Source organism: Inquilinus sp., assembly GCF_039594555.1.
Taxonomy (GTDB): Bacteria; Pseudomonadota; Alphaproteobacteria; order DSM-16000; family Inquilinaceae; genus Inquilinus.
In genome coordinates this window covers 1-12,866 of the sequence record NZ_JBCNNF010000192.1, presented here as the reverse complement: position 1 = coordinate 12,866, position 12,866 = coordinate 1, and the positions used below count along the sequence as shown (strand labels likewise).

Here is a 12,866-nt window from a genome sequence, read left to right as displayed (position 1 = left end):
CGCGACAGGAAACGCGACACGTCCTCCGGCCGCCGGCGCAGGTCGGTCGGGCGGATCGCCTCATGCGCCTCCTGCGCGTTCTTGGCGGTCGATTTGTAGACCCGCGGCTGGCCCGGCACATAGTTCGGGCCGTACAGGTTGCCGATCGCCTGGCGGGCCTGGGCGATGGCCTCGCCGGCCAGCGTCAGGCCGTCGGTCCGCATATAGGTGATCAGGCCGACCGTCTCGCCGCCGATATCGACGCCCTCGTAGAGGCGCTGGGCGGTGCGCATGGTCTGGGTCGCGCTCATGCCCAGCTTGCGCGACGCCTCCTGCTGCAGGGTCGAGGTGGTGAAGGGCGGGGCCGGGTGGCGCCGCACCTGCTTGGTCTCGACCGAGACCACGGCGAAGGCCAGCGGGTCGATCGCCGCCACCGCGGCCCGGGCCGAGGCCTCGTCCGGCAGGTCGAACTTGTCGAGCTTGCGGCCGTTCAGATGGGTCAGCCGGGCGGTGAACTCCTCGCCCTTCGGCGTGCGGAACACCGCCTCGATGCTCCAGAACTCGCGCGGCTTGAACCGCTCGATCTCCAGCTCGCGCTCGCAGATCAGCCGCAGCGCCACCGACTGGACGCGGCCGGCGGAGCGGGAGCCCGGCAGCTTGCGCCACAGCACCGGCGACAGGGTGAAGCCGACCAGGTAGTCCAGCGCCCGGCGGGCCAGATAGGCCTCGATCAGCTCGCGGTCGAGGTCGCGCGGATGGGCGACGGCATCGAGGATGGCCGACTTGGTGATCTCGTTGAAGGTGACCCGGCGGATCTCCAGGTCCTTCAGCCCGCGGCGGTCGCGCAGCAGCTGCTGCACATGCCAGGAGATGGCCTCGCCCTCGCGATCCGGGTCGGTGGCCAGCAGCACGCGGTTGGCGTCCTTGGCGGCGCGGGCGATCTCGTCCATGCGGGACTTGCCGCGGTCGGCCAGCTCCCAGTCCATGGCGAAGTCTTCCTCCGGCCGGACCGAGCCGTCCTTGGCCGGCAGGTCGCGGACATGGCCGAAGCTGGCCAGCACCGTATAGTCGCGGCCGAGATACTTGTTGATCGTCTTGGCCTTCGCGGGCGACTCGACGATGACGAGGGTCTGGTCTGCCAAAGCGCCACACTCAATTCTGACGACGGCACCGCCGGGGGGCGGCGCCAGGAACGGACTCACCAGTAACGGCGAGTCAGAGAAGGCTGATCCGGTTGCCGGGCTGGCGCTCGATCCGGCCGGCGAGTTCGAGTTCCAGCAGCACGGTCAGCACCACCGGCGGAGACAATTGGCAATCGCGCAACAGTTCGTCAACCGCCGTCGGCGTCGGCGACAGCAGCTCCAGCACCCGGGCCATGGCCCGGTCGCGGTCGGTCCCGGCCCCGTCGCCTGCCTCCGGGACCAGGGTGGAGGAGGGGCGGGGTGCCAGTGGAGCCGGCTCACGGAGCAACGGGCTGGAAATCTGCGGCGCCAGCGCCTCGACCACATGCTCGGCCGATTCGACCAGGGTAGCGCCGCCGCGGATCAGTCGGTTGCAGCCCTGGGCACGGGGGTCGAGCGGCGATCCCGGCACCGCCAGCACCTGCCGGCCCTGCTCGGCCGCCATACGGGCGGTGATCAGCGAGCCGGAGCGCAGCGCCGCCTCGACCACGACCACGCCCAGCGATAGGCCGGAAATCAGGCGATTGCGGCGCGGGAAGTGCCGGGCGGTCGGCTGTGTGCCGAGGGCGCATTCCGCCACCACCAGCCCGGATTCGGCAAGGCGGTCATAGAGCCCGGCATTCTCCGGCGGGTAGACGATATCGATGCCGCCGGCCAGCACCGCCAGCGTGCCCGTGGCGAAGGCGCCCTCATGCGCCGCGGTGTCGATGCCGCGGGCGAAGCCGGAGACGACGGTGAAGCCGGCCTCGCCCAGCTGGCGGGCCATGCCATGGGCGAAGCGGCGGCCGTTCAGCGAGGCGTTGCGGGCGCCTACCATTCCGACCATCGGCCGGGCGGCCAGATCGCCGCGGCCCAGCAGCGACAGCACCGGCGGCGCGTCCTCGATCGTCGCCAGGATGCCGGGATAATCCGGCTCGCAGGCGGCGACCAGGCGGCCGCCGATCCTGGCCAGCGCCTCCAGCTCGAGCTTGGCCTCGGCCACCGGAGGCGGCTTCAGCGCAACCCGCCGACCGCCGCGGCGCGATAGCTCCGGCAACGCTTCGATGGCGGCGCCGGCGGAACTGTAGCGGGCGATCAGGTGATGAAAGGTGATCGGTCCGACGGCGTCGGTCCGGGCCAGGCGAAGCCAGTCCAGCCGTTCGGCTTCGCTCAGGGGGCGCCGGGGGATCGTCATCCCGCCAGCTTCGGGGCTTGGCGGCGGCCGGGTCAATCGGCAATTGATGCGGAAGCGGGCGGACCAACTTTAAGCTGTCATCTTCGGGCTCGACCCGAGGATTCAGGGGCTTTCAAGAGCAGCTCTTCGTGGCCTCTGGATTGCCGGGTTAAGCCCGGCAATGACACGGGAAAGAGGGGATCGAACCAGGCCGCCCATCTCAGCCCGCCGCGGCTTTCTTTTGGCCGATCTTCGGCTCCTCGCCGCGCAGAAGGCGGCGGATGTTGCCGTCATGACGGATGAACACCAGCACGGCAATGAACAGGGCCAGGGCGGCGCGGGGTAGATCGGTCCAGACCGCACCGAAGATCGTGACGCCCGACAGGGCCAAGGCCAGCACCGGCCCTGCGGCGACCGAGGTCAGCGACGCCAGGGACGAATAGCGGAACAGGACCGCCATCGCGAGCCAGATCAGGCAGCACAGCACGCCGACCGGCCACATGATCGCCAGCAGCGTGCCCAGTGCCGTGGCCACGCCCTTGCCGCCCTTGAAGCCGAGCCAGACCGGGAAGATGTGGCCCAGCATGGCACCGCCGCCGGCCAGCACCGCCAGCAGCGGGTCGAACAGGCCGGCGACCAGCACGGCGGCGGCGCCCTTGCCGCCGTCCAGCAGCAGCGTCGCCAGGGCCAGGCCCTTGTGGCCGGTGCGCAGCACGTTGGTGGCGCCGATGTTGCCGGAGCCGATGCTGCGGATGTCGCCCAGGCCGGCGATGCGGGTCAGAACCAGCCCGAACGGAATCGAGCCGAGCAGATAGCCCAGCACCGCTGCGGCGGCGAGCGCCCAGGTCGTGGAGGGGTCGAATGGGGACATGAGCGAATCCGTTCCTGCGCCGGCTCCATCATGGCGATTTTCCCGGCTGGGGGAACGGCGATCTCAGGCGGCGTGGTTCAGGTGGCGGATGCGGCGCAGCTGCGGGAACCAGGCCGACCACAGCCCGGCCACCGCCATGGTACCCAGGCCGCCGACCACCACCGCCGGCACCACGCCGATCAGCGAGGCCGAGATGCCGGAGCGGAACTCGCCGAGCTCGTTCGAGGCGCCGACGAAGACCATGTTCACCGCATTCACCCGGCCGCGCAGCGAATCCGGCGTCCACAGCTGGATCAGGGTCTCGCGGATATAGACGCTGACCATGTCGAAGGCGCCCATCAGGGCCAGCGCCACGATCGACAGCCAGGGCAGGGTGGAGGCGCCGAAGACGCAGGTGAAGGCGCCGAAGCCGGCGACGCAGGCGAACATGATCAGCCCGGCCTGGTCCTCGATCGGCCGGCGGGCCAGCCAGATCGCCACCACCAGCGCGCCGATGCCGGGGCCGGCGCGCAGCAGGCCCAGGCCCCAGGGGCCGACATCGAGGATGTCGCGGGCATAGGCCGGCAGCAGCGCCGTGGCGCCGCCGAGCAACACCGCGAAGAGGTCGAGCGAGATCGCGCCCAGCACCACCTTCTCGCCCCAGATATAGCGGAAGCCGGCGCCCAGGCCCTCCCAGCTCGCCGGCTCCGGCACGGTCTTCTGCGCTGGCTTGGGGATCAGCGCCACGAGGCCAATCGAGGCCGCCATCAGCGCCGCGGCCAGGGCATAGGGCACTTCCGCCGCCACGCCGTAGAGCAGGCCGCCGATCACCGGGCCGCTGATCGTGGCGATCTGCCAGGAGGAGGAGTTCCAGGCGATCGCGGTCGACAGCTCTTCCGGCGGCACCAGGTTGGGCAGCAGCGACTGCACCGCGGGGCCCAGGAAGGCGCGGGCGATGCCGAGGCCGGCTAGGACCACGAAGATCGGCCAGACCCGGTGGTCGCCGCCGATGGTCAGGGCCAGCAGCCCGAGCGCACACACGATCTCGGCGGCGATGCAGACCGCCATGATCCTGCGCCGGTTGTAGCGGTCCGCCGCGGCGCCGGTGACCAGCACCAGCGCCAGCGAGGGCAGGAACTGCACCAGCCCGACCAGGCCGAGATCGAACGGGTCGCGCGTTAGGTCATAGACCTGCCAGCCAACGGCGACGCTGATGAACTGCACCGCGAAGGTCGCGATCAGCCGGGCGGTCCAGTAATAGGCGAAGCCGCGATGGCGGAAGATGCTTCCGGACGGGGCGGTCGAAGAGTCGTCGTCGGTCATCACCGGCTATGGTCGGCGGCGCTGTGCAGAAGGGCGCCGACCATAGCCGGTGCCGGCGGTCCACGGAACCCGGCTCGCCGGGATGGCTGCCCGGCGAGTCGGGCCGGTTCTCAGAGACCGTTTGGAAATGCGCTGGCGCGAGTCGGCTGGCGGTGGGTTCGAGAACCGGAGTGCAGCGCGCGTTTGCTGCGTGGGCACCGGAAGCGCTCGAGCTCGCCGTCAGACGGCCGCGCCGGTAGCATTTCCAAATGGTCTCTCAGTCGATGGCGTCGCCGGTGGCGTCCAGCGGGGCGGCGACCGGGTGGCCGACGACCGGCACGGCCTTGACCACGGCGCCGGTGACGCGGAACGGCGCGGCGACGACGCCGCAGCCGGCCAGGGCGACGGCCGCGGCCAGGACCAGCCAGCGGGCCTGCCGGCGGCGATTGCGGATGATCATCTCTCGTCCTTGCATCTGCTTGCGGGCAAACGACGTCGGTGCCGTCATCGTATCATTCCTGTCGCGGCTGCGGGCCCGGGCCTTCGGTCGCGGGAGGCCGGTCCCGGGAGACCACGCACAGTGCGCAGGCCCAGAGATAGGGCGCGGCGAACAGCAGGATGCCGCCGAGCCAGAGCACGGTGCCGACCCAGAGATAGGGTTCGGCGAACAGCAGGACGCTGCCGAGCCAGAGCATGGCGGCGGTCATCTCCGGCCTCGCCCGGCCCATATGGGCGCACCGGACCGCCGCGAGTCGTGAATCACGCGCAGCACCGGTGCCGGCCGGCGGCGGGGTGGGGCGCCATGCGGCAGCAGGCGCACCACCCGGACCTGGCGGCTGGGGCGGCCGGACACCCAGGCCAAGCCGCGGGCCACGCTGCGCATCAGGATAAAGCAGGCTCGAAGAATCATCGCATCCCACTCCCCGGTTGGGCCCCGGCGCTACAGGCCGAAGCGATAGGTGATGGTGACGAAGCCATAGGCCTGGTCCGCCGTGCCGCCCTGCTTGACGATCGGGCTGCGGGCGGCGTCGCCCAGCAGCCGCTCGTAGCCGGTGACGGCGTTCAGCGACCAACGCTCGCTCAGGGCGTAGCTGGCGCCCAGCGACAGGCCGGCATTCTTGAAGCCGGCCCCGGCATCGAACTCGTCATATTTGCTGCGCCGGGCCTGGTGGCGGGTGACGCCGAAATTGGCCGACATGTAGTCGCCGCTGGCCCAGGTCGCATCGGCGCCGACGGTCAGGCTGAAGGAATCCGACAGCGGCAGCTCGTATCCGGTCTCGAGGTTGACCAGCGCGCCGCCGCTGTCGATCACGTCCTGCCGGGCCGAGACCGAGGCCGACCAGCCGCCGAACCCGACTCGGGCGAAGGCGCCGAGGTCGAAGGCATCGTCGACATCGCCCAGGCCCTTCAGCCGGTGGTCGTCATCCTGCTGACGTCCCGGGCGCCAGGCGGCCAGCGGGCCGGCTTGCAGCCAGGGCGTGCGGATCACGGTCAGCCGGGCGGTGGTGTTGTCGATCACCAGCGTGTCGTTCCAGGACAGGCTGATCGCGGGAACCGGCACGAACTCGTAGCGCTTCGATCCCTCATAGGTCGGGGCGAAGCCGGCGCCGGCCCCGAGGCCGACGATGAAGCTGGAGCCGGCGAGGCCGGCATCGGGCTCGGCGCCGGCGGAGCCGTGCGGCAGCCCGAAGGCGAGCAGGGCGGCGGCAGGCAAGGCGCAAGCGCTGCGGGAAATCATCGGATCCTCGCTGGGTCGATCGGTAGGCTTCGGAAACATCCGCCCGCGGGCGGGATGGTCTAGTCGGGCGGCTCGGGGGCGTCGTCCCCGGGGCCGGGCACGTATTCGAGCAGGTCGCCCGGCTGGCACTCCAGGTGCCGGCACAGCGCCATCAGGGTCGAGAAGCGGATCGCGCGGGCCTTGCCGGTCTTCAGGATCGACAGATTGGGAATGCTGACCCCGACCGCGTTGGACAGGTCCGTCAAGCTCATCTTCCGCTGTGCCAGAACAACGTCGAGGCGCACGATGATGGGCATCCGGCTATACCGTCAGGGCTGCGTCTTCGGCCAGATCGGCCGCCTGTCCTAGGACATGGGCCATGATCAGGGCGAACAGGCCGCCCACCAACGGCATGAAGGGGAGATCGGTCAACAGGATCCAGATATCCGACGCGTCGAAGCGCGGCTCGGTGAGCCACAGCGCCAGGGCGGTGATGATCGGGGTCAGCACGTCGACCGCGGCCAGCATGACCAGCTGCAGGCCGATCTGCCGGAACGAGACGACGCAATCCCGGGTGAAGAACTGGCCGTGCCCGAAATGAATCAGGATCCGGCGCAGCGAAAACAGCGCTACCACCATCAGCAGGGACCGCAGCGCGTACAGCGCCACGAACACCACCACCGGCAGCAGCGGCAGCGACGATACCGGGGCGTTGACCCCGTCCGACAGGTCGGCCTTGCCGTACAGGACGACCCAGATCAGGAACGGGATCGTCGCCAGCAGGATGAGCCAGGCCAGGACCGTGACAGTCAGACGGAGCACGCTGCTGAGGCGCGCGACGCGGTTCATGAACGGGACTCACCCAGTCGAATCACCACGCGACTATGCGGCGACTCTTATCGATGGTCAATAAGGCTTTATCGAATTTCGATAAGAGAATATGCGAAGCTCGTGCGGCAGCTCAGTCTTTCGCCTCGCCTGTCGGCATCGAAAGTGTGCGGTATGTCCGAAGGATCGATCGCAAACCCGGCCGTCTCGGCGGCGATCACCATCCGTGGGCCGGTCCGCAAGGTCGCGCCGGACCGATGCAGCCGGGGCTGTAAGTTTACGAAGAGTTTAGGCGCCTTACCAAGAGTTAAGATGCTGCGAGACCCCGATTCATGGCCTTCTTTGGCCGTGCGGCACTGTCGGATGTGCCGTTAAGACACGGCTCCCGGGAGCGCTCGACTATGCGTAAACTTCTTCTCGCCGGCATCATGACCCTCGCCTTGCCCGTCGCGGCTTTTGCCCAGACGTCGGGCACGGCGGACACCACTGCCGCGCCGGCGGCGACCGCCCACAAGACCACCCATCACGCGCATCATCGTGCGCACACCGCCAAGCATGCCAAGAAGCATGCCCACCGGAAGGCGAGCTCGACGACGGCCGCGCCGTCGTCCAACCCCGTGAACTGATCGCTTCTCTCCCCCTTCCAGCGATCATTCACGAAACCCCGGCGTCGGGCCTCGACGCCGGGGTTCTTTTTTGTTCAGCCATTGGTCGCGATGGGCGGCGACCGCGTCAGCGGATGGTCTGGGCCAGCAGCTGGTTCCGTATCTCGACATGCGGATAGCCGGTCACGGTGGCGGACCCGCCGATGCGGCCGGTGTCGCCCGGCACCACCACGGTCCACGCCTCGGTCGGCGTCTGCAGCCGGAACGAGGTGACGCCGCCCAGATGGGTGACGCCGTCGACATGGCCGGTCACGGTGATCGGCGTGTCGGTGGCGTATTCGCGCGGATCGGCCGGGGCCGGCCCGCTCGGCATCGCCGTCACCGGCGGGTTCACGGGCTGCACGCCGCCCTGCATGACATAGGGCTGCTGCACCCGGGTGTTCGGGTCGACCGGATAGGCTGTTACCGGCTCGGCCACCGGCGGCGGGGCGACGACCACCGGTGCCGGCTGCACGGCCGGCGCCGGCGTGACCACCGTGGGGGCCGGTGACGGCACGATGACGGTCTGGGCCATGGCCGGCGCTGCGACCAGCAACGCAGCCAGGGCGGCGGCGGACGCCGCATGGACTGTCTTGACCATGTCTCTACACTCCGTCTTCTCGGCGCCAGGCACGACGGGACTGCTGGCGCACGCATCCCGCTCATGGGTTGCGTGCGCCTCGCCGGCGCGTGACGCCAGGCTCAGCTTTCCCTTACTAACGCCTGGAATCGGATTCCGGTTCGCCGAGCCAGTCGCGCAGCACCGCATCGCCGTCGGCGCCGCACACCGGCGGGGCGTGGCGATAGGTGACCGGCGTCTCCGACAGCCGGATCGGGCTGCCGATCAGGGCGACCGGTTCCGGCGCCAGCGGATGCGGCATCTCGATCCGCATGCCGCGGGCCACGACCTGCGGGTCGGCGAAGACCTGGTCGATGGTGTTGATCGGGCCGCAGGGCACCTGCCGCGCCTCCAGCGCCTCCAGCCAGAAGCCGCGCGACTTCTCCGCGATCAGCCCGGCGACGATCGGCACCAGCACCTCGCGGTTGCGCACCCGGGCCTGGTTGGTGGCGAAGCGCGGATCGGACGACAGCTCCGGCCGGCCGGCGACCTCGCAGAACTTGGCGAACTGCGAATCGTTGCCGACCGCCAGGATCAGGTACTCGTCCGAGGCCCGGAACGCCTGGTAGGGCACGATGGTCGGGTGGCCGTTGCCGGTGCGTGGCGTCGGCACGCCCGAGGTCAGGTAGTACTGGCCGGCGTTGGACAGCCAGGCCACCTGGGTGTCCAGCAGCGCCATGTCGACCATCTGGCCGCGCCCGGTGCGGCGGCGGTGGTCGAGCGCGGCGAGGATGCCGATGGTGGCGTAGGTGCCGGTCATCAGGTCGGCGATGGCGACGCCGACCTTCATCGGCTCGCCCTCGATCGGGCCGGTCAGGCTCATGATCCCGCCCATGGCCTGGACCAAATAGTCGTAGCCGGCGCGCGGCGCATAGGGCCCGGTCTGGCCGAAGCCGGTGATCGAGCAGTAGATCAGCCCCGGGAACTCCTCCTTCAGGTCGTCATAGCCGAAGCCGTAGCGGGCCAGGTCGCCCAGCTTGTAGTTCTCGACCAGCACGTCGGCCTGCGCCACCAGCCGGCGCAGCAGGGCGCGGCCCTCGCCCTGGGTGAAGTCGATGGCGATCGACCGCTTGTTGCGGTTGGCGCTGAGGTAATAGGCGCTCTCGCTGGTGTCGGCGCCGTCGGCATCCTTGAGGAAGGGCGGGCCCCATTTCCGCGTGTCGTCGCCGACGCCCGGCCGCTCCACCTTGACCACGTCGGCGCCGAGGTCGCCCAGGATCTGGGTGGCGCTGGGGCCGGCCAGCACGCGGGTCAGGTCGAGCACCTTGAGGCCGGCCAGGGCGCCGGCGGGGCTGTCGGTCATTCTCGGGAACTCCTCCTTGCTCCGTCCTGGTTAGCCCAGGCGCGGCGGTGCCGCAATCGGCGCCCGGCGCGGGCCGGCGGACCATGACCCCAGGTTAAGACCTTCCTTCTTTTTGGCAGGGACGGGGGAGTGGTCTAGGCCATAGCCTTGGCGCCCGAAAAAGGCGTCAGTCCAACAGGGGACATAAACGATGATGCAAGGCTTCTCCAGGGTTCTCGTCCGCAGCCTGCTGGCGGCGGCGCTGCTGGGCGGGACGGCGTCGGCCGCGCTGGCCGAGATGGTGCTGAATGTCGGCAACAGCTCGGAGCCGGAGACGCTCGACATCCAGAAATCGTCCGGCGTGGCCGAGGCGAACATCCAGAACGACCTGTTCGAGGGCCTGCTGACCCAGGACGCCAAGGCGCAGCCGATCCCCGGCGCGGCCGAGAGCTGGACGGTCTCCGACGACGGCAAGACCTACACCTTCAAGCTGCGCGCCGATGGCAAATGGTCCGACGGCACGCCGGTGACGGCGGGCGATTTCGTCTTCGCCTGGAAACGGCTCCTCGATCCGAAGACGGCCAGCCCCTACGGCTATTTCATCGACCGGGTGGTCAATGCCAAGGAGATCCGCCTGGGCCAGAAGCCGGCCGACGCGCTCGGGGTCAAGGCGGTGGACGACCGCACCTTCGAGGTCTCGCTGGTCGGGCCGACGCCGTACTTCCTGTCGACCCTGACCCATCATTCGACCTTCCCGCTCAGCCGCGCCAATGTCGAGAAGTTCGGCGACGACTACCTCAAGCCGGGCAATCTGGTGTCGAACGGCGCCTACATGCTGGCCGAGGCGGTGCCGCAGTCGCATGTGAAGCTGGTGAAGAACCCCAGCTTCCACGATGCCGCCAGCGTCAAGATCGACACCGTCCGCTACTTCGTGACCGAGGATGTCGACGCCGAGCTGCAGCGCTTCAAGGCGGGCGAGCTGGACTACACCTACACCATCCCGGGCCAGCAGATCCCCGAGCTGAAGCAGACCGTGCCGGACCAGGTGCGGATCGCGCCCTATGTCGGCACCTACTACTATGCGATCAACCTGACGCATGAGCCCTGGAAGAGCCATCCGGAGCTGCGCCGCGCCCTGTCGCTGGCGATCGACCGCGACGTGCTGGTGAACAAGATCACCCAGGGCGGGGAACTGCCGGCCTACACCTTCGTGCCGCCGGGGATGAGCAACTTCGCCGCCTGGACGCCGAAGGAGGCGGGAGAGACCCAGGCCCAGCGCGACGCCGAGGCCAAGGAGCTGTTCGCCAAGGCCGGCTACGGCCCAGACAAGCCGCTGGCCGTCGACATCACCTACAACACCTCGGAAAGCCACAAGAAGATCGCCGTCGCCATCGGCGCCATGTGGAAGCAGAAGCTCGGGGTGCAGGTGACGCAGACCAATGTCGAATGGGGCACGCTGCAGAGCTCGCTGCGGAAGAAGGAATACAAGGACTTCAGCCGCACCTCCTGGATCGGCGATTTCGACGATCCCAGCAACTTCCTCGACCTGTTCCGCAGCACGGCGGGCGAGCAGAACTATCCGGGCTATGCCGAACCGGGCTATGACAAGCTGATGGATGATGCGGCGGCGGAGGCCGATCTCGGCAAGCGCGGCGAGATCCTGGCCAAGGGCGAGCAGATGTTCCTGGCCGACCAGCCGATCATCCCGATCTATGTCTACACCAGCAAGCGCATGCTCTCGCCGGCGGTGAAGGGGTGGCAGGACAACGTCCTCGACAACCATCTCAGCCGCTGGCTGACGGTCGAGCGCTGATCAGCGGCCACCGATCGGGCCCCGCCTCGGCGGGGCCCTTTTCGTTTCGCCCGATCCCGACACGGGAATCCTCGCGGGCGCCATGATTTTGTCCCAGTGCGGCCCCTAGTCTCCGGGCCGGGCGCCGCTGCGGCATCCGACCGCAACGAGTCGGAACGGCGGCGTCCGGACATCGGAGCTGCCATGAACCCCCTGCTCGCGAAACTTAGGTCGAACGTCACCCTCGTCGTCGTGCTGGCGATCGCGGTCATCCTGGTGATGTCGTCCTATTTCACGGTCAACCAGAACGAGGTCGGCGCGGTGCTGCGCTTCGGCAGGCTGGTCAGCGACCAGCCGGTGCAGCCGGGCCTGCATTTCAAGCTGCCGGTCGTCGACTCGGTCCACACCATCCGCACCTCGATCGAGAAGATCCCGATCCCGGAAATCCATGTGAAGACGATCGACAACCAGTTCGTGTCGATCGACATGAGCCTGACCTACCATTTCTCCGACCCGCTCAAGGCGCTGTTCCAGGTCGGCGACATGGGCGGCGGCACGGTCAGCGAGAAGGTGATCCCCTTCGTGCAGAGCCGCACGCTCGACGTCTTCGGCCAGGTCAACGCGCTGGAGATCGCCGACAAGAAGAAGGGGCTGGAAAGCTCGATCCTATCGGCGATCCAGGCCCAGGCCGCCGACATGTTCGGCGTCAAGGTCGAGGACATCCAGATCACCCAGATCAAGTATGACGAGAATTTCGAGCGGAACATCCAGGTCACGGTGCAGACCCGCAACCAGCAGCTCGCGGCGATCAACATCCTGAAGGTGAAGCAGACCGAGGCCGAGCAGGCCGTGGCCGTCGCCAAGGGCGAGGCTGACGCCGCCGCGGCGACGGCGGATGGCCAGAAGCGCGTGGCCATCGCCCAGGCCGAGGCGCAGGCCCAGTCGGTGCGCCTGGCGGCCGACGCCGCGGCCTATGACGTCGCCAAGCGCGCCGAGGCCGAGGCCGGCGCCAAGCGCGAGGTCGGCGCGGCGGAGGCGGAGGTGATCTCGACCAAGGCGAAGGCGGCCGGGTCGGCCGAGGCCTATGCCGAGATCCTGCGGGCCGAGGCGACGAAGAACTGGACCGGCGCGGTCCCCAACGTCCAGCTCGGCGGCGGGGCGGCCGGGTCCGGCGCGGCCCCGGTCGTGGTGCTGCCGGCCGAGGCGATGCGGCCGGCGGCGGCTGTGCAGACCCCGGCAGAGTGAGCGGTCTCCTTATTTAGTCCCCCCTCCCCTTGCGGGAGGGGGTAGGGGGAGGGGACTGCGCGCGTCTGCGCGCGTGGGCAAAATACAGGCTTCGCAGTCAGAGGCTGGATCGGCTCGTCCTCGGCATCGAAAACCCCCTCCCCCTAACCCCCTCCCGCGAGGGGAGGGGGGACTAAATGGTCCGAACCGGTTAGATAGTGGACAGAATGGACCGGATACATCGTTGACAGGTTTCCTGGACGGCAAAGGGGGGCTTTGCCGATGCCGTTCCAGG

At 69.0% G+C, this 12,866-nt stretch carries 14 protein-coding genes; 3 read left to right on the top strand and 11 right to left on the bottom strand.

Annotated elements, in window-relative coordinates; translation table 11 throughout:
* The 9 genes from topA to ABDW35_RS20190 form a co-directional block, all read right to left on the bottom strand.
* Positions 1-1,121: type I DNA topoisomerase (topA, locus tag ABDW35_RS20230; protein WP_343715684.1), on the bottom strand; the 1,121-nt coding region annotated here is incomplete at its 3' end.
* A 73-nt stretch (positions 1,122-1,194) separates the two neighbouring features.
* A complete protein-coding gene (gene dprA, locus ABDW35_RS20225; protein ID WP_343715683.1) occupies positions 1,195-2,334 on the bottom strand; it encodes a DNA-processing protein DprA in 1,140 nt (379 codons plus the stop codon).
* Positions 2,335-2,533: 199 nt separating this feature from the next.
* A complete protein-coding gene (plsY, locus tag ABDW35_RS20220; protein WP_343715682.1) occupies positions 2,534-3,184 on the bottom strand; it encodes a glycerol-3-phosphate 1-O-acyltransferase PlsY in 651 nt (216 codons plus the stop codon).
* Positions 3,185-3,247: 63 nt separating this feature from the next.
* Positions 3,248-4,486 (bottom strand): MFS transporter, encoded by a 1,239-nt coding sequence (locus tag ABDW35_RS20215; protein ID WP_343715681.1) that lies wholly within the window; start codon positions 4,484-4,486, stop codon positions 3,248-3,250.
* 256 nt (positions 4,487-4,742) lie between these two features.
* Entirely contained in the window at positions 4,743-4,925 is a 183-nt protein-coding gene (locus ABDW35_RS20210) for a DUF6726 family protein (protein WP_343715680.1), read from the bottom strand.
* A 52-nt stretch (positions 4,926-4,977) separates the two neighbouring features.
* Positions 4,978-5,172, bottom strand: a complete 195-nt coding sequence (locus ABDW35_RS20205) for a hypothetical protein (protein WP_343715679.1) — start codon at positions 5,170-5,172, stop codon at positions 4,978-4,980.
* 233 nt (positions 5,173-5,405) lie between these two features.
* Positions 5,406-6,203 carry a MipA/OmpV family protein gene (locus ABDW35_RS20200; protein WP_343715678.1) on the bottom strand — a complete coding sequence of 266 codons (798 nt, stop codon included), beginning with the start codon at positions 6,201-6,203 and terminating at the stop codon, positions 5,406-5,408.
* A gap of 59 nt (positions 6,204-6,262) precedes the next feature.
* Entirely contained in the window at positions 6,263-6,499 is a 237-nt protein-coding gene (locus ABDW35_RS20195; protein ID WP_034837186.1) for a helix-turn-helix transcriptional regulator, read from the bottom strand.
* Between the two features lie 4 nt (positions 6,500-6,503).
* The gene (locus ABDW35_RS20190) at positions 6,504-7,031 is read right to left on the bottom strand and encodes a DUF2975 domain-containing protein (RefSeq protein ID WP_343715677.1); all 528 of its coding nucleotides are present in this window, start codon (positions 7,029-7,031) and stop codon (positions 6,504-6,506) included.
* Positions 7,032-7,342: 311 nt separating this feature from the next.
* Between ABDW35_RS20190 and ABDW35_RS20185 the strand changes: the two genes are divergently transcribed.
* The gene (locus ABDW35_RS20185) at positions 7,343-7,636 is read left to right on the top strand and encodes a hypothetical protein (RefSeq protein WP_343715676.1); all 294 of its coding nucleotides are present in this window, start codon (positions 7,343-7,345) and stop codon (positions 7,634-7,636) included.
* A 106-nt stretch (positions 7,637-7,742) separates the two neighbouring features.
* Here ABDW35_RS20185 and ABDW35_RS20180 read toward each other — a convergent pair whose 3' ends face one another.
* Entirely contained in the window at positions 7,743-8,255 is a 513-nt protein-coding gene (locus ABDW35_RS20180) for a hypothetical protein (protein WP_343715675.1), read from the bottom strand.
* Between the two features lie 115 nt (positions 8,256-8,370).
* On the bottom strand, positions 8,371-9,576 hold the full coding sequence (locus ABDW35_RS20175) for a CaiB/BaiF CoA-transferase family protein (RefSeq protein WP_343715674.1): 1,206 nt from the start codon (positions 9,574-9,576) through the stop codon (positions 8,371-8,373).
* Positions 9,577-9,766: 190 nt separating this feature from the next.
* On the opposite strand from ABDW35_RS20175, the gene ABDW35_RS20170 reads away from it, so the two are divergent.
* Together ABDW35_RS20170 and ABDW35_RS20165 are read left to right on the top strand one after the other, a co-directional pair.
* Positions 9,767-11,368 (top strand): peptide ABC transporter substrate-binding protein, encoded by a 1,602-nt coding sequence (locus tag ABDW35_RS20170; RefSeq protein WP_343715673.1) that lies wholly within the window; start codon positions 9,767-9,769, stop codon positions 11,366-11,368.
* 183 nt (positions 11,369-11,551) lie between these two features.
* A complete protein-coding gene (locus ABDW35_RS20165) occupies positions 11,552-12,592 on the top strand; it encodes an SPFH domain-containing protein (RefSeq protein WP_343715672.1) in 1,041 nt (346 codons plus the stop codon).
* The last annotated feature ends 274 nt before the right edge of the window (positions 12,593-12,866 follow it).